This window comes from Achromobacter sp. E1 (genome assembly GCF_037039475.1).
In the GTDB taxonomy this organism is placed as follows: domain Bacteria; phylum Pseudomonadota; class Gammaproteobacteria; order Burkholderiales; family Burkholderiaceae_B; genus Achromobacter; species Achromobacter mucicolens.
The window spans coordinates 5,692,100-5,713,645 of record NZ_CP146253.1 but is presented as its reverse complement, the minus strand read 5'-3'; the positions used below and the strand labels follow the sequence as shown (position 1 = coordinate 5,713,645).

Annotated in this window: 20 protein-coding genes; 8 read left to right on the top strand and 12 right to left on the bottom strand. The window is 67.9% G+C overall.

Annotation, left to right across the window (positions count from 1 at the left end):
• Nucleotides 1-59: 59 nt before the first annotated feature.
• From V6V88_RS26355 to V6V88_RS26335, 5 genes are read left to right on the top strand one after another with little or no spacing between them, the layout of a single operon-like run.
• The gene (locus V6V88_RS26355; RefSeq protein WP_338617025.1) at nucleotides 60-1,238 is read left to right on the top strand and encodes an aldose 1-epimerase family protein; all 1,179 of its coding nucleotides are present in this window, start codon (nucleotides 60-62) and stop codon (nucleotides 1,236-1,238) included.
• Nucleotides 1,235-1,996 (top strand): SDR family oxidoreductase, encoded by a 762-nt coding sequence (locus V6V88_RS26350; protein WP_062838899.1) that lies wholly within the window; start codon nucleotides 1,235-1,237, stop codon nucleotides 1,994-1,996. The genes V6V88_RS26355 and V6V88_RS26350 overlap by 4 nt, the downstream gene beginning before the upstream one ends.
• A gap of 34 nt (nucleotides 1,997-2,030) precedes the next feature.
• Nucleotides 2,031-3,227, top strand: a complete 1,197-nt coding sequence (locus V6V88_RS26345; RefSeq protein ID WP_338617023.1) for a CoA transferase — start codon at nucleotides 2,031-2,033, stop codon at nucleotides 3,225-3,227.
• A complete protein-coding gene (locus V6V88_RS26340) occupies nucleotides 3,224-4,372 on the top strand; it encodes a hypothetical protein (RefSeq protein ID WP_338617021.1) in 1,149 nt (382 codons plus the stop codon). The genes V6V88_RS26345 and V6V88_RS26340 overlap by 4 nt, the downstream gene beginning before the upstream one ends.
• Nucleotides 4,373-4,382: 10 nt before the next feature.
• A complete protein-coding gene (locus V6V88_RS26335) occupies nucleotides 4,383-5,153 on the top strand; it encodes an enoyl-CoA hydratase/isomerase family protein (protein WP_108007273.1) in 771 nt (256 codons plus the stop codon).
• 37 nt (nucleotides 5,154-5,190) lie between these two features.
• Here V6V88_RS26335 and V6V88_RS26330 read toward each other — a convergent pair whose 3' ends face one another.
• The 5 genes from V6V88_RS26330 to V6V88_RS26310 all read right to left on the bottom strand — a co-directional run bounded on the left by V6V88_RS26330 (nucleotide 5,191) and on the right by V6V88_RS26310 (nucleotide 10,301).
• Entirely contained in the window at nucleotides 5,191-6,054 is an 864-nt protein-coding gene (locus V6V88_RS26330; protein WP_338617019.1) for a proteasome-type protease, read from the bottom strand.
• A gap of 63 nt (nucleotides 6,055-6,117) precedes the next feature.
• Complete coding sequence (locus tag V6V88_RS26325; RefSeq protein WP_142052372.1) at nucleotides 6,118-6,921, bottom strand: transglutaminase family protein; 804 nt, start codon at nucleotides 6,919-6,921, stop codon at nucleotides 6,118-6,120.
• Between the two features lie 13 nt (nucleotides 6,922-6,934).
• Entirely contained in the window at nucleotides 6,935-7,909 is a 975-nt protein-coding gene (locus V6V88_RS26320) for an alpha-E domain-containing protein (RefSeq protein ID WP_056327334.1), read from the bottom strand.
• A gap of 2 nt (nucleotides 7,910-7,911) precedes the next feature.
• The gene (locus V6V88_RS26315; protein ID WP_062838905.1) at nucleotides 7,912-9,342 is read right to left on the bottom strand and encodes a circularly permuted type 2 ATP-grasp protein; all 1,431 of its coding nucleotides are present in this window, start codon (nucleotides 9,340-9,342) and stop codon (nucleotides 7,912-7,914) included.
• Between the two features lie 287 nt (nucleotides 9,343-9,629).
• Nucleotides 9,630-10,301 (bottom strand): 5-formyltetrahydrofolate cyclo-ligase, encoded by a 672-nt coding sequence (locus V6V88_RS26310; protein WP_334166359.1) that lies wholly within the window; start codon nucleotides 10,299-10,301, stop codon nucleotides 9,630-9,632.
• A gap of 69 nt (nucleotides 10,302-10,370) precedes the next feature.
• Between V6V88_RS26310 and V6V88_RS26305 the strand changes: the two genes are divergently transcribed.
• Nucleotides 10,371-12,497, top strand: coding sequence for a lytic transglycosylase domain-containing protein (locus V6V88_RS26305; RefSeq protein ID WP_155721782.1), 2,127 nt, complete (start codon nucleotides 10,371-10,373; stop codon nucleotides 12,495-12,497).
• Nucleotides 12,494-13,612 (top strand): CCA tRNA nucleotidyltransferase, encoded by a 1,119-nt coding sequence (locus tag V6V88_RS26300; RefSeq protein WP_338617018.1) that lies wholly within the window; start codon nucleotides 12,494-12,496, stop codon nucleotides 13,610-13,612. The genes V6V88_RS26305 and V6V88_RS26300 overlap by 4 nt, the downstream gene beginning before the upstream one ends.
• 13 nt (nucleotides 13,613-13,625) lie before the next feature.
• Here the strand turns inward: V6V88_RS26300 and V6V88_RS26295 are convergent, their stop codons facing one another.
• The 5 genes from V6V88_RS26295 to V6V88_RS26275 form a co-directional block, all read right to left on the bottom strand.
• Nucleotides 13,626-14,813 carry an SAM-dependent methyltransferase gene (locus V6V88_RS26295; protein ID WP_062839045.1) on the bottom strand — a complete coding sequence of 396 codons (1,188 nt, stop codon included), beginning with the start codon at nucleotides 14,811-14,813 and terminating at the stop codon, nucleotides 13,626-13,628.
• A gap of 88 nt (nucleotides 14,814-14,901) precedes the next feature.
• Complete coding sequence (locus tag V6V88_RS26290) at nucleotides 14,902-16,698, bottom strand: DEAD/DEAH box helicase (protein WP_062838908.1); 1,797 nt, start codon at nucleotides 16,696-16,698, stop codon at nucleotides 14,902-14,904.
• Nucleotides 16,699-16,974: 276 nt separating this feature from the next.
• Nucleotides 16,975-17,739: a uracil-DNA glycosylase gene (locus V6V88_RS26285; RefSeq protein WP_338617016.1), complete on the bottom strand. Its 765-nt coding sequence runs from the start codon at nucleotides 17,737-17,739 to the stop codon at nucleotides 16,975-16,977.
• A 54-nt stretch (nucleotides 17,740-17,793) separates the two neighbouring features.
• Nucleotides 17,794-18,456, bottom strand: coding sequence for a thiaminase II (gene tenA / locus V6V88_RS26280; RefSeq protein ID WP_338617015.1), 663 nt, complete (start codon nucleotides 18,454-18,456; stop codon nucleotides 17,794-17,796).
• 85 nt (nucleotides 18,457-18,541) lie between these two features.
• On the bottom strand, nucleotides 18,542-18,931 hold the full coding sequence (locus tag V6V88_RS26275) for a DUF488 family protein (protein ID WP_152382912.1): 390 nt from the start codon (nucleotides 18,929-18,931) through the stop codon (nucleotides 18,542-18,544).
• Between the two features lie 469 nt (nucleotides 18,932-19,400).
• Between V6V88_RS26275 and V6V88_RS26270 the strand changes: the two genes are divergently transcribed.
• Complete coding sequence (locus V6V88_RS26270) at nucleotides 19,401-20,576, top strand: glycosyltransferase (protein WP_338617014.1); 1,176 nt, start codon at nucleotides 19,401-19,403, stop codon at nucleotides 20,574-20,576.
• A gap of 56 nt (nucleotides 20,577-20,632) precedes the next feature.
• Here V6V88_RS26270 and V6V88_RS26265 read toward each other — a convergent pair whose 3' ends face one another.
• Together V6V88_RS26265 and V6V88_RS26260 are read right to left on the bottom strand one after the other, a co-directional pair.
• Nucleotides 20,633-21,097 (bottom strand): HIT family protein, encoded by a 465-nt coding sequence (locus V6V88_RS26265; protein ID WP_056327353.1) that lies wholly within the window; start codon nucleotides 21,095-21,097, stop codon nucleotides 20,633-20,635.
• Nucleotides 21,094-21,543: a GNAT family N-acetyltransferase gene (locus V6V88_RS26260; protein WP_128829567.1), complete on the bottom strand. Its 450-nt coding sequence runs from the start codon at nucleotides 21,541-21,543 to the stop codon at nucleotides 21,094-21,096. Before V6V88_RS26260 ends, V6V88_RS26265 begins: the two co-directional genes overlap by 4 nt.
• Nucleotides 21,544-21,546 lie beyond the last annotated feature (3 nt).

Genomic DNA, 21,546 nt, shown 5'->3' with positions numbered 1-21,546 from the left:
CACGATTCTGAACACCGACACCGGCAGACGCGCGCCCGCGCATCTGCCAGGGAGAACTCATGCCTGATATTTACGGAACCTGGATGACGCGCCGCGACGTAGAGGCGCGCACCGGACAGCTTGCGCAGTTTGCCGGCGTACGCCTGATGACGCTGGACGACGGGCTGGAGCGCGGTATCCGCATGCTGGAGTTCCGCAGCGGCACGGGACTGCGTTTCACGGTGCTGGTGGATCGTGCCATGGACATCGCCGATTGCGAATACCGCGGATTTGCCATGGGATGGCAATCGCCCTCGGGCTTTCGCCATCCCGGACTGCATGACTACGAAGGCGAGGGCGGTCTGGGCTGGATGCGCTCGTTTTCGGGACTCATGGTGACCTGCGGGCTGGATCACATCCTGTTCATGTACGACGCGCCGGCCGACAACTATGTGTATGGCCCGCGCAAGACGGCCAAGCAATCCATCCATGGCCGCGTCGGCACCATTCCCGCGCGGCTGACCGGCTACGGCGAACGCTGGGACGGCGATCGCTGCGTGCTGTGGGCCGAAGGCGTGGTAAGCCAAGGCACCGTCTTTGGCGAGCATCTGGAGCTGCACCGCCGCATCGAGATCGAGGTGGGCGCCAACGACATCAAGCTGTCGGACCGTGTGGTGAATCGCGGCTTTTACCGCACGCCCCATATGCTCTGCTATCACATCAACCTGGGCTATCCGGTGCTGGACGCCGGCTCGCGCTATCTGGCGCCGATCCGCGAGGTGGTGTGGGCCGCGCACGAGCAGGACTACCGCAAGCAGGGCGTGGGCTACCGCCGCATGCCGGCGCCGCAGCTGGGCTTTCATGAGCAGGTGTGGCAGCACGAGATGGCCGCCGCGGCCGACGGCAGCGTGCCGGTCGCCCTGGTGAACGATGCGCTGGGCCTCGGGATGCAGGTCAGCACCTACAAGCATCAATTCCCCTGCCAGTATCAGTGGCAGAACCTGCAATCGGGCCAGTACGCGATGGGCATCGAACCCTCCACCAACCATGTGCTGGGCCAGGGCGCGGCGCGCGAGCGCAACGAGCTCATCTGGCTGGCGCATGGCGAGGAGCGCTGCTACGACACGACGTTCAGCGCGCTGGGCTCGGCCGCCGACATCGCGGCCTGCGAAGCACGCATCCGCGCGATCGCGGAGCAGCCCGAGACCGACTATCCGCCATTGTCGGGTCGCTTTGCGCCCATCGCGGGGCGCCCATGAGCGCGCGCTTCTCCTTGCAAGGCCGCCGTGTTCTGTACACAGGCGCGGCGGGTGGATTTGGCGTGGACACCACGGTCGCGCTGCTGCAAGCGGGCGCCCATGTGATCGCGCTTGACAACCACGCCGGGCATATCGATCGCCTGCGCAGCACCGTGCCGGCGCAGCTTGCCGGACAGCTTCAGATCCTGCAGGCGGACCTTGCCGACGCCAGCGCGCTGCAAGCGCACCTTGAGCGGCTGACCACCGAGGGCACGATCGATGTGGTCATCAACAACGCGGCCATCTATCCCTCGCGCCCGTTCGAGGAATACAGCGATGCCGAGCTGGCGCGCGTGCACCGCGTGAACGTGGAGGCCGCCGTGCAGATCGTGCGCGCGGCGCTGCCGGGCATGCGCGAACAGCAATGGGGCCGCGTGATCAACATCTCGTCGATCACGCTGTCGGGCGGGTGGGAAAACCTGCTGCCCTACGTGCAATCCAAAGGCGCGATGGTGGGCGTCACGCGCGCCTTTGCCCGCGAGTTTGGCAAGTGGGGCATCACGGTCAACGCCATCTCGCCGGGCGCGTTTCCGACCGACGCCGAGAAGATCCATCCCGATCCCGAGGGCTACAACCGCATGGTGCTTGAACGCCAGTCGGTCAAGCGCCGCGGGCACGCCGGCGACATCGCCGCGGCCATCGTGTTCCTGGCCTCGGACGAGGCGGGTTTCATTTCCGGACAGACGCTGGCGGTGGACGGCGGCTGGGTCATGCATTGAAAGGCGCATCGGCGCCACGCAGAGGGTAGAAGCAATGAGCATTCTTTCTGGCTACAAGGTTCTGGACTGCTCCATCGCCATGGCGGGGCCGTTCGCGGCGCAGCGCCTGGGCGACCTGGGCGCCGACGTTATCAAGATCGAGCCGCCCATCGGCGAATGGCAGCGGCACGCGCCCGCCGGCGGCATCACGGGCAACAAGATCAACGTGTCCTTTCTTTCGCTGAACCGCAACAAACGTTCGCTGGCGATCGACCTGAAGAGCGCCGGCGGCAAGGAGATCATCCAGAAGCTCGCGGCGCAGGCCGATGTGTTCATCCAGAACTACCGGCCGGGTGTCGCCGGCCGCCTGGGCGTGGACTACGAGACCTTGTCGGCCCTGAACCCGCGTCTGATTTATGTATCGATGTCGGGTTTCGGCGAGGACGGCCCCTATGCCACGCGTCCCGGACAGGATCTGCTGCTGCAGGCGATGTCGGGCGCGATGCTGTCGTCGGGCCGGGCCGGCGAGGCGCCGCGCGCGGCGGGCCAGTATGTGGTTGACGCCGTCACCGCGTATTGCGCGTTCGAAGGCGTGCTGGCCGCGCTGCTGCACCGAGAGCGCACCGGCGAAGGCCAGAAGGTCGAGGTCAACATGCTGGATGCCATCACCACGATCCAGATGCAGGAGCTCTCGGTGTACACGGTGGGGCACAAACCGCAGGTGCGCAGTGCCGAGCCGCACGCGCACGTGTACATCCGCGCGCCCTATGGCACCTTTGCGACCAGCGACGGCTATCTGGCGCTGGCCATGCCCGACATGAAGGTGCTGGCGCGCGTGACTGAAGAACCGCGCCTGGCGGACTACGCCGGCGAGCGCGACGGTTGGGAAAAGCGCGACGAGATCTACGCGCTGGTGCGCGACACGTTGGCCCGCGCCTCGACCGCCGACTGGTTCGCCAAGCTGGATGCCGCCGGCATCTGGTGCAGCCCCGTGTATGGCTACGCCGATCTGGTCGACGATCCGCAGATCGCGCACAACGGCACGTTCGTCGAATACGAGCATCCGACCGAAGGCCGGATCAAGACGCCGGGCTTTCCGATCCGCTTTTCCAAGACCCCTAGCCAAGTGGTGCGCGGCGCGCCGCTTACCGGTCAGCACACCGACGAAGTGCTGCGCGATTTCGGCTTCAGTGCCGACGAGATCGCCGCACATGCGGCCTCGGGCGCGGTGCTGCGAGGGGCCTCGGAATGAGCGAGCGTGCGTTGCCCTATCGCGGCCTGACCTGGGATCACCCTCGCGGCTACAACGCCCTGCACGCGGCCACCGCCCACACGCCGCTGGTGCACTGGGACAAGCAATCGCTCGAGGGTTTCGAGTCGGCGCCCATTGCCGAACTCTGCGCCCGCTATGACCTGGTGGTGCTGGATCACCCCCATCTTGGCGAAGCCCTGGCGCACGATTGCCTGCAAGCGCTGGACACCGTGTTCGCGCCCGACGAGCTGGCGCGGATCGCGCGCGACAGCATCGGGCTGTCGTACGACAGTTACCGCATGGCCGGCCGCCAATGGGCGCTGCCGCTGGACGCCGCCACGCAGGTGATGGCCACGCGCGCCGACCGGTTGGACGGCCCCGTGCCGCGCACCTGGCATGAGGTGCTGACGCTGTCACAACGCAGCGGCTCGGTCGCGCTCAGCTGGGGCGGACCACATCCGTTTCTGTCGCTGCTGTCGATCGCCGCCGCGCTCGCACCCGATACGGACTTGCGGCCGCACGGCGCCTGGCACGACGATGCGACGCTCGCCGACGCGTGCGACGTGCTTTCCGAATTGGCGCGGCGCACGCCCGCGCACGCTCTGGCTTACAACCCGATCGCGCTGCTGGGCCACATGAGCGCGCGCGACGACATCACGCTCTGCCCGCTGGTCTATGGCTACGTGAACTACGCCACTTCCGCGGTCGCCAAGCCGCTCACGTTCCGCGACGCGCCCCAGGCCGACGCTGGCCGGCCCGGATCGATCCTGGGTGGGACCGGCATTGCGATATCGCGGCGCTGCATCGTGGGCCCAGAGTTGCGCGCGCACCTGTTGTGGTTGCTGGCAGCCGACACCCAAAGCCGCTTCATCCCGCAGCACGAAGGCCAGCCCAGCCATCGCGGCAGCTGGGCCGATGCAGACGTGAACGCGGCCAGCGGCAACTTCTATGCCAACACGGCCCGCACACTGGAAGCGGCCTCGATCCGGCCGCGGCACGACGGCTACATCGCCTTCCAGGGCGAGGCCTCGCAGTTCCTGCGCGACGGCGTTGCCGCACGCGCACCCTCCCACACCTTGGCGCGCGGCCTGACCCAGCGCTTTCAGGCCAGCCTGGCCGCCGCCTCCCCGCACCCCGCAGCATAAGGATTTCGACGTGAGCGCACTCGTCAATCTCAGTATCGATGGCCATGTCGCCATCATCGAACTCAACCGTCCCGAGAAGCTCAACGCGATGACGCCCGAGATGGCCGACCTGCTGATCGCCGCGGTGGAAGCGTGCAATGCCGACGCGCAGGTGCGCGCGGTGATCCTGACTGGCGCGGGTCCCAAGGCCTTCTGCGCCGGCTCGGACATCACCGAGCTGGACCGCTACGCCACGCCCTGGGATTTCCGTAACCGGCTCGATTACTGCGACTGCGTGCGCATGTTGAAGAAGCCCACCGTGGCCGCGATCAACGGCTATACGTTCGGCGGCGGCCTGGAAATGGCATTGGCTTGCGATATCCGCATCGCTGCCGACAACGCGCGCCTGGGCGCGCCCGAGATCAAGCTGGGATGGATTGGCGGCGGCGGCATGACCGCGCAGCTTGTCCATGCGATCGGCCCGAGCAATGCCGCCCTGATGGTACTGACGGGCGATCCCATCCGCGCCGAGCAGGCGCTGGCCTGGGGGCTGGTGAGCGAGGTGGTGCCGCAGGAGCAGCTGCGCGAGCGCGCGCAGGCGCTTGCCGCCACCATCGCCTCGCGCGCGCCCATTGCGGCCGAGACGGCCCGCGTCAATCTGCGCGCCGCGTTGTCGATGCCGCTGGAAAAGGCCGTGGAATACGAGCGCGATCTGCAGGCGATCTGCTTTGCCACCGCCGACGCCAAGGAAGGCCGCAAGGCATTCGAAGAAAAGCGCGCGCCGAAGTTCGAGCGGCGCTGACAAAAGGGAGGGCGCCCAGCGCGGCGCCCGAACCTGATCAGTTGGGCTGGTCCTTGCCCGGGTCTTCGGCGAGCACCTGCGGCGTCACGTAGGCGCCGCGCGCCGCATCGGCCGGTTCCATGCGCAGGGGTTGGTGCACGCGCGACGGCGGCACCAGCGAGCCCGGCGCGTCGGGGTTGGTCCACAGCGGATCGGGGATTTCGGCAAAGACCTGGCGCAGGCGTTCGCCCCAGGTGCCGCGGATCATGCGGAAATACTCGTTGTGCTCGTCGATGCTGGCAAAGTGCGTGACGCGCAGCGAATTGGCGTCGTACACCAGCAGGTCCAGCGGCAGGCCCACCGAGATGTTCGAGCGCAGTGTGGAATCCATCGAGATCAAGGCGCACTTGGCGGCCTCGTCCAGCGAGGTGTCCGGTTGCAGCACGCGGTCCAGGATGGGCTTGCCGTATTTGGCCTCGCCGATCTGGAAGTACGGGCATTCCTGGCCCGCCTCGATGAAGTTGCCGGCCGAATACACCTGGAACAGGCGGCATTGCTCCATGCCGATCTGCCCGCCGAAGATCATGCTGACGTTGAAGTCGACACCCTGTTCGTGCAGGGCGGCGGCCTCGCTGTGATAGACCTCGCGCACCGCCGCGCCCACCAGGCGCGTGGCCGTGAACATGTCGGGGGCGTTCCAGAGGGTGTCGGCGCCTTCCTCGCGCTGGCGGGTCAGCACGTTCAGCACGGCCTGGCTGACCGCCAGGTTGCCGGAGGTCATCAGGACCATGACGCGCTCGCCCGGCCGCTCGAACACGGTCATCTTGCGAAAGACACTGATCTGGTCGACCCCGGCATTGGTGCGGGAGTCGGAAAGAAACACCAGGCCGGCGTCCAGGCGGGCAGCTACACAGTAGGTCATGATCGGAAAGAGGGAAAAGCCACCCCGCATTGTATTGCGGCGGGGCGGGGCGGATGTTACGGCCTACTGCTGCGCGCCGGCCTGGACCTGGACGCTGATTTCCATGGACTCCTCGCCGCCGCCGGTGCGCACCCCCCGCACGGGCGACGCCGAGTCGTAATCCCGGCCCACGGCCAGCCGGCAATGGCATTCCGAGGCGAACTGGCTGTTGGTGATGTCCACGCTGGTCCAGCCCAGGTCGGGCAGCCAGACGTCGGCCCAGGCGTGGCTGGCCGCGTGCTCGGCCGTGGTGTACAGGTAGCCGCTGACATAGCGTGCGGGCACGTTCAGGCCGCGCACGCAGGCAAGGAACAGGTGGGCGTGGTCCTGGCATACGCCATGACCCAACGCCAGCACCTGGTTGGCGGCGGTGGTGACGTCCGTGGTGCCGGGCTCGTACGCCACGCGCCCGTGGATGGCGCCCGCCAGCGTCAGGATGTCGTCCGAGGTCGACAGCCCGTTCGGCAGCACCGCGCGCGCGAACGCAAGAACCGTCTCGTCCGCCTGCGTCAGCCGCGTCTGCACGCAGTAGGCATGCACCGGCAGCCGGCTGTCCTCGCCGCCCAGCACGCCGCGCACCAGCGGCGCCACCAGCACCTGGCCGGACACGCGCAGCTCGATGTCGCTGTGCGGCTGGTTCAACGTCAGCGTGTGCGTGATGTTGCCGTAGGCGTCGACCTGCTTGTCCAGCTCGCCCGGCGCCTCGATGTTCCAGCGCAAGACGCGCTGGTGTTCGTCGTCGCGCGGCGTCAGGCGCAGGGTCTGGATGCTGTAGTTGACCGGCGCGGTGTAGCGGTAATGCGTGACGTGCGTGATGATCTGCTTCATGGCTGTCTCCGTGTTATGCCGACAGCGGCACCAGGAAGTCCTGGCTGATCCGGTTGCCCAGGTCGTTGATGCGGTCAAGGAACCGGTCCAGGTACCGGTGCAGTCCGCTCGCCAGGATGTCCTCGACGCGGCCGTACTGCAGCTCAGCACACAACATGCCCGCGCGCCGCTCGGTCTCGGTCGAGCGCTGGTTCGCCACGCGCGCCAGGTCGTCGGCCACCGCCCGCATCGAGGCCAGCAGCGACCGCGGCATGTCGCCATGCAGGATCAGCAGTTCGGCCACGCGGTCGGGGGTAATGACGTCACGGTACACCTTGCGGTAGATCTCCAGGCCGGACACGGAGCTGAGCAGCGCCGACCAGCGGTAGAACTCGCTTTGCACGGCCGCGGCGCTGGCCGGTTCCGCGCGGCTCTCCTGCGCGCCCGCGCTGCTGCGTTCGTGGAACTTCACGTCCAGCATGCGGGCGGTGTTGTCGGCGCGCTCCAGGTGCATGCCGATGCGCATGAAGTACAGCGCCTCGTCTTCCAGCATGGTGCCGATGGTGACGCCGCGCGCCAGGTGCGAACGGAACTTGACCCACTCGAAGAATTCGCCCGGATTGCGTTCCAGCAGCCCGGTGTGCAGGTGCTTGAGCAGCTCGAGCCAAGTCGTGTTGTAGGTTTCCCAGACTTCCGTCGTGAGGCTGCCGCGCACGGCGCGCGCGTTTTCGCGGGCGGCGCGCATGCACGAATAGATCGACGAGGAATTCTCCGGGTCGCGCACCATGTATTCCAGCACGTCGTGCGGCGAGATCGACGCGTACTTGCTCTGATACAGCCCCTGCAATTCGGAGATGCGCAGCACGCCCAGCCAAGAGCCCTCGCGCGTATGCGTGTCCTGCGGCAGCAGCGACATCTGCAGGTTCACGTCCAGCATGCGGGCGGTGTTTTCGGCGCGCTCGGTGTAGCGGCACATCCAGAACAGGTTGTCGGCGGTTCGGCTCAGCATGATCAGTCCTCCAGCACCCAGGTGTCCTTCGTGCCGCCGCCCTGGCTGCTGTTGACCACCAGCGAGCCCTCGGTCAGCGCCACGCGGCACAGGCCGCCCGGCACGGTGCGGATCTCCTTGCCGCACAGCACGTACGGCCGCAGATCCACGTGGCGCGGCGCGACGCCCGATTCCACGTAGGTGGGCGTGGTCGACAGCGCCAGCGTGGGCTGCGCGATGTAGTTGGCGGGATTGGCGCGCACGCGGTCCCGGAACGATTCCACCTCGGCGCGCGAGGCGGACGGCCCCACCAGCATCCCGTACCCGCCCGCGCCATGCACTTCCTTGACGACCAGGTCCTGCATGTTGGCCAGCACGTGCGACAGCTCGTCCGGCCGGCCGCAGCGCCAGGTCGGCACGTTCGACAGGATGGGTTCCTCGCCCAGATAGAAGCGGATCATGTCGGGCACGTAGAGATACGTGGACTTGTCGTCGGCGATGCCGGTGCCGATCGCGTTGGCGAGCGTGACGCGGCCGGCGCGATACACCGACAAGAGGCCCGGCACGCCCAGCGCGGAATCGGCGCGAAAGGACAGCGGATCGAGAAAATCGTCGTCCAGCCGGCGGTAGATCACGTCGACCTTGCGCGGCCCGCGCGTGGTGCGCATGTAGACGGTGTTCTGCTCGACGAACAGGTCCTGGCCTTCCACCAGTTCCACGCCCATCTGCTGGGCCAGGAAGGCGTGCTCGAAGTAGGCGGAGTTGTACATGCCCGGCGTCAGCACCACCACGGTGGGATCGTCGCCGCCGTGCGGCGCGACCTCGCGCAGGTTGTCCAGCAACAGGTCGGGGTAGTGCGCGACGGGTTCGACCTTGATTCGGCCGAACGCGTCGGGCATGAGCCGCATCGACATCTTGCGGTTCTCCAGCATGTACGACACGCCCGACGGCACGCGCAGGTTGTCCTCCAGCACATAGAATTCACCGGCGCCCGCCCGCACGAGGTCCACGCCGGCGATGTGGCAGTAGATGTCCTCGGCAACATCGACGTCCTGCATCTCCGGACGGTATTGCGCGTTCAGGAAGACCTGCTCGGCCGGCACGATGCCCGCGCGCACGATGTCGTGGCCGTGATAGATGTCGCGGATGAACAGGTTCAGTGCGCGCACGCGCTGTTTGAGGCCGGCTTCCAGGTGGCGCCATTCCTCGGCGGGAATGATGCGCGGGATGAGGTCGAAAGGGATCAGGCGCTCGGTGCCGGCGGCGTCGCCCGCAACCGAAAACGTGATGCCGACGCGGCGAAAGCTCAGGTCGGCCTCCAGCCGGCGCACGGACATGGCTTCGTCCGACTGCTCGTTGTGCCAGCGCTCGAATGCCTGGTAATGGGAGCGGATGCGGTTCTCGCCATCGCGCATTTCGTCAAAGGCGGATGGACGGGCGGGTAGGTCCTTCATGGCTCCTCCGTGCAGATGCTTGCGGCCGCTTGCACGCGGCCGTCATCCGGCCGTGGCCGGCCGGTCAAGGTGTACAAGCAACCCGCATGCCAGCTTTGGCGGCAGACGGGGCGATACGGCATCAATATGCGCTGCGGGCGGGGGAAATGCCATCCCCGGGGCGGACGACGGCGTAATCCGGGGACGGGAGGCCGCCAGGGGGGCGAGGGCGGCTGGAGCGCTGCCCGGGCGCGCGCACCAAGCTGGTGCGTCACGCCGGACGAAACTGGTGCGTCAGCGGGGACGCGTCAATTCATGCGATAGGAATGCAGCACCGATCCGCTCTTGCCGCCTTGCTCCAGCGGCGCGTGCGGCACCCAGCCGTCCTGCGTCAGCACCGCGTCCAACCGGACATCGTGCGCGGCGGGGACATAGCCCGGGTCCAGCTCGCCGCAGCTCCATGCGATGCCGACGGCAGTGAAGGGGTGGCCGCGGTCGCGCAGGGCGGCCAGGGTGCGGTCGTAATAGCCGCCGCCATAGCCCAGGCGGTCGCCGAGTTCGGTGTAACCCAGCGTGGGCACCAGCACCACGTCAGGCAGAAGTTCCGGGCCGGCCACGGGCTCCTGGATGCCGTAGGGGCCGGCGCGCAGCTCGGCCTCGGGCGTCCAGGGCAGGAAGGCGAGCGGCGCGTTGCGCTCGCGCACGACCGGCAGCGCCACCGTCATGCCGGCCTCGCTCCATTGCGTCAGGAGCGGGCGCAGATCGGGCTCGTCGGCCATCGGCCAGAACGCGGCCACGGTGGTGGGTGCCGGATTGCCGGCCTGCACGGCCTGGTCGCGGGCCACATTCAGCCAGGTGAAAAGGCGTGCGCGCATGAGCAAAGCGCCCCGGCTGCGCTGGTCTTCAGGCATTTCGGTGCGCAATTTCCGCAATCGCGTGCGGTGGACTGCGGTATCCTCTGGAGTATTTTGCGTAGTCATGCGGTGGCTGTAACCGGGGGGTTGAATATGAAGGCAAACATGCTGAAGACGAACATGCGTATGCTCAGCATGCGGGTGCGTCGCGAGACAGGCGCCCGGCAGCCCCCACGGTATCAGAATTCCTCGTTGCAAGCCGCCGACGCCCGCGCCGGGCTGCGCCGTTTGCTGCCGCTGGTGGCGCTTTTCACGGCTGCCTGTGCGCCCGTCGATGCGCAGCAGCGCAGCGCCGCCGTCAATCCCCAGCCTCAGCCCGCCGTGCAGGCGGCCCAGCCGATGATCGCCGTGCCTCCCGTGGTGCTGGCGGGCCTGCCGCCGACCGCGGAAACGCCCGCGCTGGCCGCCGTGGTCGCCGCCCGCGAAGCCATGAACCGCAAGCAGTGGTCGGTGCTGGGCGCCCTGGTGCCGCAGGCCAAGGGCGACCCGCTGGGCATGTATCCGGAATACTGGCTGCTGCGCTATCAGCTCTGGACGCCGCCCGCCTCGGGCCGGCCCGTGGCGGCGCTGCAGCAGTTCATCAACAGCAATGGCGACGCCTACCTGGCCGACCGCCTGCGCGGCGACTGGCTGCTCGCCGCCGCCCGCAGCGGCGACTTCGAAACGGTGCGCAAGCTGGCGCCCGTCAAAAACAGCAACGCGCAGATCGAATGCGCCATCCTGGACGGCAAGCACATGACCGGCCAGCGCGCCACGGCCGCGCAGGCGATGGCCGTGTTCTCGCCCGGCAGCGCGTGCTGGGCGCTGTACGACCAGCTCGTGGCCGACGGCATCCTGGGCTGGGAGCAACTCGAGCCGCAACTGCGCGATGCCATCGAGGCCAACAAGACCACCGATGCGCGCAAGTTCGTGCAGTACATGTTCGAACCGCGCGACGTGAAGACCTACGACGTCATCATGAAAGACCCCATGAAGTGGCTGACGCGGCAGGACCGCATGCCCGTGGGTCGCAACGAAAAGGAACTGGTCACGATCGCGCTGGCCCGCCTGGCGCGCTCGGACGTCAGCGTCGCCGACTCCTACCTGCGCCGCGAATGGGCCAAGTCGATGTCCAAGTCGAACCTGGCCTGGGTGCGCGGCCAGTACGCGCTGACCGCCGCGCTGGGCCTGGACAGCCGGGCGAACGATTGGTACCGCGAGGCGGGCCATATCCGCATGACCGAATACAACGCCGCCTGGAAGGTGCGCGCCGCGTTGCGCCAGCCGAAAATCGACTGGAAGTGGGTCATCGAATCCATCGACGAAATGCCGCCTTCGCAACAGGCCGAGACGGTCTGGGTCTACTGGAAGGCCCGCGGCCAGGCCGCGACGGGCAACAAGGACAAGGCGCAGGCCGCCTACGCCAGCATCGCCGACCGCTTTGATTTCTACGGCCAGCTGGCCGCGGAAGAGCTGGGCCGCCGCATCAATGTGCCGCCGCGTCCCGCACCCATCAGCGACCGCGAGATCGCCGAGGCCCGCGCCAATCCGGGCCTGCAACGCGCCGTGCTGCTGTTCCGCCTGGGCTGGCGCGCCGAAGCCGTTCCCGAGTGGAACTTCACGCTGCGCGGCATGAACGACCGCCAGCTATTGGCCGCCGCCGAGCTGGCCCGCGCCGAGAACATCTACGACCGCGTGGTCAACACGTCGGACCGCACCGAAAAGGAATTCGACTTCAGCCAGCGCTTCATCGCGCCGTTCGAGGGCCGCGTCACCGCCAAGGCCAACGCCATCGCGCTGGATCCGGCCTGGGTGTACGGGCTGATCCGCCAGGAATCGCGCTTCATCATGGATGCGCGCTCGCACGTGGGCGCCTCGGGGCTGATGCAGCTCATGCCCGCCACGGCCAAGTGGGTGGCTGGCAAGATCGGCATGAGCGACTTCACGCCGGCCAGCGTCAACGATTTCGACACCAACACCGAGCTTGGCACCAACTACCTGAACATCGTGCTGCGCGGCCTGGACGGCTCGCAGATGCTGGCCAGCGCCGGTTACAACGCGGGTCCGGGCCGGCCGCGTAATTGGCGTTCGACGTTCACGCATCCCGTCGAAGGCGCCATCTTTGCCGAAACCATTCCGTTCACCGAAACCCGCATCTACGTCAAGAACGTGATGTCCAACGCCACGTATTACGCGGCCATGTTCACCGGCCAGCCGCAATCGCTGAAGGAGCGCCTGGGCAACGTCGTGCCGGCAGGCACCGAAACCGCCGCCGCGCCATGACGCGCGATCCGGCGACCGAGGGCCTGCGCGCCTATATCGTTGGCGGCGCGGTGCGAGATGCGCTGCTCGGCCTGCCGCACGGCGATCACGATTGGGTCGTGGTGGGCGCCACGCCTGAAGACATGACCGGCCGCGGCTTCATCCCCGTCGGCGGCGATTTCCCCGTCTTTCTGCACCCCCGCACCAAAGAGGAATACGCCCTGGCGCGCACCGAACGCAAGTCGGGGCGCGGCTACAAGGGCTTCACCTTCTACACGGGCGCGGACGTCACGCTGGAGGACGACCTGCGCCGGCGCGACCTGACGGTAAATGCCATTGCCCAGGACGAAGACGGCCGGCTCGTGGACCCGCTGGGCGGCGCGGACGACCTGCGCGCCCGGGTCTTTCGTCATGTGGGCGATGCGTTCGAAGAGGATCCCGTACGCATCCTGCGCCTCGCCCGCTTTGCCGCGCGCTTTGGCGATTTCAGCATTGCGCCGGAAACGATGGCGCTGTGCCGCCGCATGGTCGAGGCCGGCGAGGCCGATGCGCTGGTGGCAGAACGCGTCTGGAAGGAATTGTCGCGCGGCCTGATGGCGCAGGCGCCTTCGCGCATGCTGGGCGTGCTGAACGAATCCGGCGCGTTGGCGCGCGTGATGCCCGAATTGCAGGGCGTGGACGAAGTGGCTGCGCAGTTGGATTGCGCCGCGCGGCAGGGCTTGCCGCTGGCAAGCCGCTACGCGCTGATGTGCCGCCTGACGCCGCAGCGCGAAGCGCTGGGACGGCGGATGCGCGTGCCCACGGAATGCAACGACTACGCGCGACTCTTGCCTGAAGTCCTCGACGCATTGGGTGCGCAGGATGGCATGCCGGATGGCCCGGGCAGGGCCGATGCGCAGTTGGCGCTGATGGAGCGCGCCGATGCCTTGCGCAAGCCGGAACGCTTTTTTGAACTGTTGGATGCCGCGGCCGTGTTGCGCGCGGTGGACCTTCCCGCGTGGCAATCGCGGGTGGCGGCGGTGCGCGGCGTGGACGCGGGCGCCATCGCCAAGGCTTGCGCGGGCGAGCCGGCGCGCATCAAGGACAGCGTGCGCCAGGCGCGCCTGGCGCGTCTGGCCGATTTGCAGGCAGTCTGATCCGGGTTCCGCGCTACAGCTTGCCCAGCCGGTCGCCGCGCGAGAACCCGCTCAACGGCGCCGTCATGCCGCGGCCGACGGCCAGCACCTTGAACAACTCGCCCATCTCCGCCTCCGACAGCAGCTTCTGCACCGGTGCCACCGCCTGCGCGTAGGCCTGCGCATCGGACGGATCCAGTCCGGCCAGCAGGTCCATGAGGCCCGCGTTCATCAGGAAGCGCGCCTGCGACGTGTAGCCCAGCACCTGCATTCCCGCCGCCAGCGCGGCGTCCGCCATCGCGGTGAAATCCACGTGCGCCGTGATGTCCTGCAGGCCCGGTGCGGTGAACGGGTCGCCGTGCGCGTGGTGCCGCAGGTGGCACATCAGCGTGCCGCCCGCGCGCTGCGGGTGGTAGTACTCGCTGCGCGGAAAGCCATAGTCCACCAGCAGCGCCGCGCCGCGTTCCAGCCAGCTGCCCATCGCCGCGATCCACGCCTCGCCCTGCAGATTGATTTCCGACACGTAGCCCGGCAGCGCCGGCATGCGCGCCGCGACGGCGGCCGCCAGGGTGGCCGGGGCGGGGCGATCTTCCCAGGTGAAACCGCCGTCGGCATCCACCGCCACGCCGCGTTCCAGCACCTGGCCGGCGTCGCTCCAGACAAAAAGGGAAACCGGCATCGCGTCCAGCACTTCGTTAGCCAGCACGCATCCGGAAAACGCGTGGGGCAGGGCGTCCAGCCATTGCACCCGGTCGCCGAAGGGCGACAGCCGTTCGGCCTGGCGCGCACGCAGGTCCGCCGACACTTCCAGAATCAGATAGCGCGTGTCGGACAGCCCCAACGCGTCCAGTTCGCGCAGCACGCCTTCGGCGAGCGCGCCGGTGCCGGCCCCGAATTCCAGCACGGCGCGCGTGTCCGTCTGACGCAGCACCTCGGCCGCCTGGCGCGCCAGCGTGCGCGAGAACAGCGGCGTGAGCTGCGGCGCGGTCACGAAGTCGCCGGCGGGTGTCTTGCCGCCGTCGTCGGCATCGGCCAGCTTGACGTTGCCTGCCGCGTAATAGCCCAGTCCCGGCGCGTACAGGGCCTCGGCCATCCAGTGATCGAACGGCAGCCAGCCGCCGCTCGCCGCGATGGCGGCGCGCAGGTGGGCGGCCGTGGCGTCGCTGTGTTCGCGCGCGGATGGGGACAGGGGCGGAAGATTGGCGGGGGCGGGGCGTTGCATGAGCGGAAGGTACGGGGCAAACCGGCATTTTCCCAAAAAAAAGCCCCGCAGCATGGCCGCGGGGCTTTTTTCGGATCAGACGGGCAGATTAGCCGCGGCGATCGGTCGACTTGGTGAAACGCTTGGCGGGGCCGCCGGGGCGCTTGTCGAACGAGGGCTTGCCACGGAAGCCGCCTTCGGGACGGTCGCCGCCACGGAAGCCGCCTTCGCGCTGGGGACGGTCGCCGAAGCTGGGACGGTCGCCAAAGCTGGGGCGCGCGTCGCGATCGCCACCGCGGAAACCGCCTTCACGGGGGCCGCGCTCGCTGAACGGACGGGCATCGCGCTGGGGACGGTCGCCGTAGCTGGGGCGGTCGCCAAAGCTGGGACGCGAATCGCGGTCGCCGCCACGGAAGCCGCCTTCACGCTGGGGGCGGTCGCCGAAGGGGCGATTGCCCTGGTAGCCGCCTTCGCGCTGCGGACGATCGCCGAAGCTGGGACGGTCGCCAAACGAACGCTGCGGGCGGTCGCCGAACGGACGGTCTTCAAAGGAACGGTTGCCCTGGTAGCCGCCGTCGCGCGGCTTGAACTCGCCACGCGGGCCGCCGAAGGAACGGCCTTCACGCGGGGCGCCATCGCGGGCGCCATCGCGGGCGCCGGCAAAGCCGCCCGACCCATGACGCGAACCGCCGAAGCCGCCGGGACGCTTGCCGAAGGGCTTGCCAAAGGGCTTGCCGCCGCCGCCACCGGTGGACGGACGCGGGGTGCGCTTGGGTTCCAGACCGGCGATCACTTCAGGCGTGATCGACTGGCCGATGTAGTGCTCGATGCGGCGGACCTTGTGGCGCTCGGAATGCGTGGCCAGCGTGAACGCCAGGCCGCTGCGGCCGGCGCGGCCCGTACGGCCGATGCGGTGCACGTAGTCTTCAGCCTGCATCGGCAGGTCGAAGTTGACGGCGTGGCTGATGCCTTGCACGTCGATGCCGCGGGCGGCCACGTCGGTGGCCACCAGGATGCGCAGCTGGCCGCGTTGCAGTTGCGACAGCGTGCGGGTGCGCTGGCGCTGGTTCATGTCGCCGTGCAGGGCGGCGGCGGCAAAGCCCTGGTCGGCCAGGCGGTCGGCCAGGTCGTCCGCGCCGCGCTTGGTCGACGTGAAGACGATGGCCTGATCCAGCGAGGCGTCGCGCAGCACGTGGTCCAGCAGCTGCATCTTGTGGCTGGCGTCGTCCGCGTACAGCAGGCTTTGCGTGATGTTGGTGTGCTTTTCCTTGGCGCCGGCGATCTCGATGCGCTGCGGCTCGCGCATCATGCGCGCGGCCAGCTTGGCAACGGTGCCGTCCAGGGTGGCCGAGAACAGCAGCGTCTGGCGCTCTTGCGGCAGGCGCTCGATGATGGTCTCGATATCTTCGATGAAGCCCATGTCCAGCATGCGGTCGGCTTCGTCCAGCACCAGGGTGTGCACGGTGTTGAGCTTGACGCGGCCCGATTGCAGGTGATCAATCAGGCGGCCGGGGGTGGCGACCAGCACGTCGACGCGGCGCGACAGCGCCTTCAGTTGCGCGCCGTAGGGCATGCCGCCCACGACGGTCGCGGTGCGCAGGTCGGCCAGCTTGCGGCCATACGTGGCGGTGGCTTCCGTGACTTGCAGGGCCAGTTCGCGGGTCGGGGTCAGCACCAGCACTTGCACGCCGACGCCCTTGTTGGCGGGCATCTGGGCAATGCGGTGCAGGGCGGGCAGCATGAAGGCCGCGGTCTTGCCGCTGCCGGTCTGCGAGGACACCATCAGGTCATGGCCGGCCAGCGCTTGCGGAATGGCGGCGGCTTGAACGGTGGTGGGGGTGGTGAAGCCAGCTTCTTGAACGGCCGACAACAGGGCGGGCGCGAGACCCAGGGTTTCGAAAGACATTACTTTCCCTTGCCGCAATCAATGCGACGCAGTGCTTGGTCGGGCCAGGGGATTAGGCGGCCGGATCCAGGCGACGGTTGATGGAGCATCGTGCCGACCGGATCAACCATGCGCGTGGCGCGTTCTCTTGTACTGATGGAACGCAGGGCGAAAGGAAAGGGGTCAGGAATCGATGATAGTTCGGCATGAGGCCGGGGGTTGGTTTCCCGGCGGACTGCAAAAAATTCCGCTAAATCAAGGCGGTAAATGCCGAACTCGTTTTGTGCAGTGCGGCGATCATAACCTGAATTCACCCTGCAAGGGAATTATTTTTTTGTCCAGTCCCCAATCAATAGGGTTTTTCCCTTGGTTTTCCAGCCACGCGTTGGTGGCCCGGAAATGACCGCAGCCCAGGAACGGCACCGGGGGGCGCCGGGCGGACAGCGGTGAGGGGTGGTTGGACATCAGCACCAGATGGCCGCTGTCGGGCGGCAGCAACAGCCGCTTGGCCTGGGCGTGGGCGCCCCACAGCATGAACACCTTGGGCGACGGATCACGCGCGACGAGCTTGATGAGGGCATCGGTCACCGTTTCCCAGCCGCGCTTGGCGTGCGAGGCGGGCTGGCCGTCTTCCACGGTGAGCGCCGTGTTCAGCAGCAGCACGCCCTGCTCGGCCCAGGCGGTGAGGTCATTGCCTGCCGGAACGCCCAGATCCGGATAGTCGCGCGCAATCTCGTTGAAGATGTTGCGCAGGCTGGGGGGGCGCTTGCAGTCGTCCGGCACCGAGAACGCCAGCCCCTGCGCCTGGCCGGGGCCGTGGTAAGGGTCCTGGCCCAGGATCACGACCCGTACATCCGAGGGCGCCAGGCCTTGCAGGGCGCGAAAGGGCGTGGCGGGATACACCACGGCGCCCTGCGCCAGGCGCGCTTCCACATGGCTGGTCGCGGCGGCAAGGGCCGCGGCCACGGCGGGATCGGCGGACAGGGCGGCCTGCCAGGCGGCAGGCAGTTGCCCGGCCTGCGTGGCCAGGGCGTTGGGTGTAAGGCGGTTGTCGATCGGCATGGGCGCGATTTTGGCATATCCGCCTGGTCAGCCCGACCGGTGCCGCCCGCCCGTTCAGACCGGCCAGCCGGCCTGCCGGTGCGCCGAGTCCCAGAACATCCATTCAAGTTGCGCGGCGCGCGTGTAGGCCTGGTGCATCGCTTCGACGATCTGGGGCGAGGCGGTTTGGGCGGCCCGGTCCACGGTGGCGATCACCGCGCGGACCAGCGCGTGGAAGTCATCGCCGGCGTAGGTGTCGATCCAGGCGGCGTACGGATTGGGCCGAACGGCGCGCGCGTGGATGTGGCGCCCGATCTCCGCGTAGATCCAGAAGCAGGGGAGCAGGGCAGCCAGGGCGACCGGATAGGGTGCGCTCCAGGCGGTGGCGATGAGGAAACTGGTGTAGTGATGGCTCGCCGGCGTCAGCGGCGTGGCCTCGAACGTGGCCGCATCGATGCCGAACTGCTGCATGAATCCGGCATGCAGGCTGCGTTCGGCCACGACGGCGCCCTTGGCGGCTTCGGCAAACTGCACGACGCCGTCTGCGTCGTCGGCCTTGGCGGCGGCAATGGCCAGCGCGCGTCCAAACGCGACCAGATAGTGCGCGTCCTGGATCATGTAGTGCTTGAACGCATCCTCGGCAAGCTGGCCGCTGGCCAGTTCGCGGTTGAACGGCATGTCGCGCGTCTTTTCGTAGAGCGCGGCGTTGCGGGTCCAGGCGTCGGAGCTGAAAGACATGAAATTCCTCTTAGGCGTCGCCTCGCACGCGCGAGGATGCGCGGCGCCGGCGGGGCATAAGCGTACCAAGACAGCGGGGGGAGATTCAGGCCGCGCGCTTGCGGTGATGGCGGGCGAATTCCAGGAGCGCGTCGCGCAACACCACGGCCTGATTGTGTTCGGTGTTGCGCGCACCGTACAGCAGGGTCAGGGGGCGATCGCCCGCGGCCTCCAGCAAGGCCGCCATGCGCGCTTGCTGCTCGGGCGTGGCCAGTTCGGCCAGGTATTTGGCGCGGAATGCGTCCCAGCGTTCCTCGACGTGGCTGAACCATTTGCACAATTCAGCGCTGGGGGCGATGTCGCGGGCCCATTCGTCCAGGCCGAGGTCCGCGCGCCGCAGGCCGCGAGGCCACATGCGGTCGACGAGGGCAAGGTAATGCCCTTGCGGACCGGTGCCTTCGTAAACGCGCTGCACGATGATGCGGGACGTTTTCATGCCGACTCCTGCGACGTGGGTGCGGACAGTCTACTTCACGGGCCGAGCGCCCAAGGCCACACGCGCGGTCAGCTCGCACGTCGTTGAGCCGCCATGGCAATAACCTGAACGGTAACTGAATGTACATAACCTGCGTCTTTCTTCCCTGAAATCGAGGTCTATTGCCACCGAAGTCACGTCATCTGCGGGCTGTGTCCCCGCCTGGCGACAGAGAGGCTTGTCGGGCTGCGGCGTTGTGGTTTACATTCGCTTAAATTCTATGTAACAACTCCGTTGGAGGCCGACCCAGTCGGCCTTTTTTGAACCCACGCCCACCAGTCGTGGCTTGGCCAGGCTGCCTGGCGCCCCTTGCCGTCATGCCGCCACGCCATCATCCCGTCCTCCTTGCCTTGCCTGGCACCGCCGACACCCTTTGCCGGCATCGGCAGGCCCCTGCGCAAACCGCCTGCAGCAGCCCGCTGCTCCGCCCATGCTGAATTCCGACGATCTTCCCGCTAGCCACGCCGGGACGGGCGGCCCCTTGCGCATCCTGCATACGGAAGCCGCCACGGCCTTTGGCGGCCAGGAATTCTGTATCTATAAGGAGATGGTCGCCATGCGCGAGCGCGGCCATCACCTGGAAGCGGTCTGCCAGCCGCACGCCGAACTGGCGCAGCGGCTTCGCGACGCCGGCTTCACCGTGCACACCGTGAACATGGACGGCGCTGTCAATTTCGTGCGCAGCGTGGCGTTCGTGCGGCGCGTGGCGGCGCGCGGCCGCTTCGACGTGGTCAACACGCACAGCCGCAGCGACACGGTGCGCGCGGCAATGGGCGCGCGCCTTGCCCGCACCCCGCTCATCGTGCGCACCCGCCACCTGGCCAAGCCGATCAACTCGCTGTATGCCTACACGTGGCTGGCCCACCGCGTCATCGCCGTGAGCCGGCACGTGCAGCGCCAATTGCTGGATGGCGGCGCGCCGCCCGAGGCCGTCGCCACCATCCATTCGCCGATTGTGTTGCCCGAAGGCGACGGCAAGGGCAATCTGCGGCAGGAACTCGGCCTGCCGGGCGATGCGCTGGTCGTGGGCTGTGTGGCCGTCATGCGCACGGAAAAGGGCCATGCCGACCTGATCGACGCCTTCCAGCGGGTGCTGGCCGCGTTTCCGCAAGCCCATCTGGTGCTGGCCGGGGACGGCATGCCGGTGTTCGAGCGCCTGAAGGGACAGGTTCAGGCGCTGGGCCTGGCGTCCCGCGTGCACTTTCTGGGCCGGCGGCATGACATCGGCAACGTGCTGCAGGCGTTTGACGTATTCGCCTTGCCGACCCATCGCGAAGCCTTCGGCACGGCATTTGTCGAAGCTGCCGCCATGGGCGTGCCCGTGATTGGCACGGACGTGGGGGGAGTTCCCGAAACCATGCAGGCGGGCGTGACCGGCCTGCTGGTGCCGCCGCGCGATCCCGCTGCGTTGGCCGCCGCGCTGGAAAGCCTGCTGGCTGACCCCGAACGCCGCCGCCGCATGGGCGAAGCGGGCCGGGAGCTCATTCGGGGGCAGGGGCTTTTCAGCGTCGACCGCGCGGCGCAGTTGGTCGAAGCGGCCTACGCACGCTGGCTGGGAGAACGGCGGGGGCGGGCCCCCGCGGCGCCCAGCGGCTCGATGCCGTAGAACGGTCAGTGCGGTAGAAAGCCCAGTGCGGTAAAACGCTCAGTGCGCTGGACCGCTCAATGCCACAGCAGCGCGTTCATCGCTTCGACCAGACGGTCGCGGTAGCGCGGCAGCAGGGCCGACACCGCTTCTTGCCGGCGCTTCCAGGAATCGGGCTCGGCGCCCGGCGCGATGCGCGGCGCCGCCCAGATCGGATCCGGAAAATGCCGGTCGCCGCGCCAGCGCGGGATCACGTGCCAATGCAGATGCGGCACCATGTTGCCGAGCGATGCCAGGTTGACCTTGTCGGGCGTCAGGATCGCCTGCTGCGTTTCCTCGACCACATACACCGCCCGCATGAGCAGGTCGCGCCCGTGCGTGGACAGGCTGGTCATCTCGGCCAGGTGAGCGTTCCAGATCACCCGCGTAAACCCCGGATAGTCGGGGTCCTCGACCTCGATGATGCGCAGGTGCGGTCCCCGCCACAAGAGCGTGCCGCCGTCTTCCTGGCACAGCGGACAGTTGGGATCGCGCGCGCTCAAGCCATCACCTTGCGGTACTGAATGAAGCCGGACCGGTCGGCAATGCGGTCGTAGAGCTGCATGGCGGTTGCGTTGGTTTCGTGCGTCAGCCAGTAGACGCGGGCGCAATTGGCCGCGGCGGCTTCGGCGTAGACGTGTTCGATCAGCTTGCGCCCGGCGCCCGTGCCGCGCGCCTCCTGGTCCACATACAGATCCTGCAAATAGCAGTAATCGCCCGCGGTCCAGGTGGAGCGGTGGAAGATCCAGTGCACCAAGCCCACCGCGCGGCCGCTTTCGTAGGCCAGCGCCGCGTGCATGGGCTCGGCCGGATCCAGGAAGCGCGCCCACGTGTTGCGCGTGACGGCGTCGTCGATGCTGACGCGGTAGAAGTCCTGGTAGCCCTTCCACAGCGGCAGCCATGCGTCGAAGTCAGCGGCAACGATGGGACGGATATCTGCGGTACTCATGGG

Coding starts and splice junctions, on each gene's coding strand:
- V6V88_RS26355 (WP_338617025.1), top strand. CDS start 60: ATGCCTGATATTTACGGAACCTGGATGACGCGCCGCGACGTAGAGGCG.
- V6V88_RS26350 (WP_062838899.1), top strand. CDS start 1,235: ATGAGCGCGCGCTTCTCCTTGCAAGGCCGCCGTGTTCTGTACACAGGC.
- V6V88_RS26345 (WP_338617023.1), top strand. CDS start 2,031: ATGAGCATTCTTTCTGGCTACAAGGTTCTGGACTGCTCCATCGCCATG.
- V6V88_RS26340 (WP_338617021.1), top strand. CDS start 3,224: ATGAGCGAGCGTGCGTTGCCCTATCGCGGCCTGACCTGGGATCACCCT.
- V6V88_RS26330 (WP_338617019.1), bottom strand. CDS start 6,054: ATGACCTACTGTGTAGCTGCCCGCCTGGACGCCGGCCTGGTGTTTCTT.
- V6V88_RS26325 (WP_142052372.1), bottom strand. CDS start 6,921: ATGAAGCAGATCATCACGCACGTCACGCATTACCGCTACACCGCGCCG.
- V6V88_RS26320 (WP_056327334.1), bottom strand. CDS start 7,909: ATGCTGAGCCGAACCGCCGACAACCTGTTCTGGATGTGCCGCTACACC.
- V6V88_RS26315 (WP_062838905.1), bottom strand. CDS start 9,342: ATGAAGGACCTACCCGCCCGTCCATCCGCCTTTGACGAAATGCGCGAT.
- V6V88_RS26310 (WP_334166359.1), bottom strand. CDS start 10,301: ATGACTACGCAAAATACTCCAGAGGATACCGCAGTCCACCGCACGCGA.
- V6V88_RS26305 (WP_155721782.1), top strand. CDS start 10,371: ATGCGGGTGCGTCGCGAGACAGGCGCCCGGCAGCCCCCACGGTATCAG.
- V6V88_RS26300 (WP_338617018.1), top strand. CDS start 12,494: ATGACGCGCGATCCGGCGACCGAGGGCCTGCGCGCCTATATCGTTGGC.
- V6V88_RS26295 (WP_062839045.1), bottom strand. CDS start 14,813: ATGCAACGCCCCGCCCCCGCCAATCTTCCGCCCCTGTCCCCATCCGCG.
- V6V88_RS26290 (WP_062838908.1), bottom strand. CDS start 16,698: ATGTCTTTCGAAACCCTGGGTCTCGCGCCCGCCCTGTTGTCGGCCGTT.
- V6V88_RS26285 (WP_338617016.1), bottom strand. CDS start 17,739: ATGCCGATCGACAACCGCCTTACACCCAACGCCCTGGCCACGCAGGCC.
- tenA (WP_338617015.1), bottom strand. CDS start 18,456: ATGTCTTTCAGCTCCGACGCCTGGACCCGCAACGCCGCGCTCTACGAA.
- V6V88_RS26275 (WP_152382912.1), bottom strand. CDS start 18,931: ATGAAAACGTCCCGCATCATCGTGCAGCGCGTTTACGAAGGCACCGGT.
- V6V88_RS26270 (WP_338617014.1), top strand. CDS start 19,401: ATGCTGAATTCCGACGATCTTCCCGCTAGCCACGCCGGGACGGGCGGC.
- V6V88_RS26260 (WP_128829567.1), bottom strand. CDS start 21,543: ATGAGTACCGCAGATATCCGTCCCATCGTTGCCGCTGACTTCGACGCA.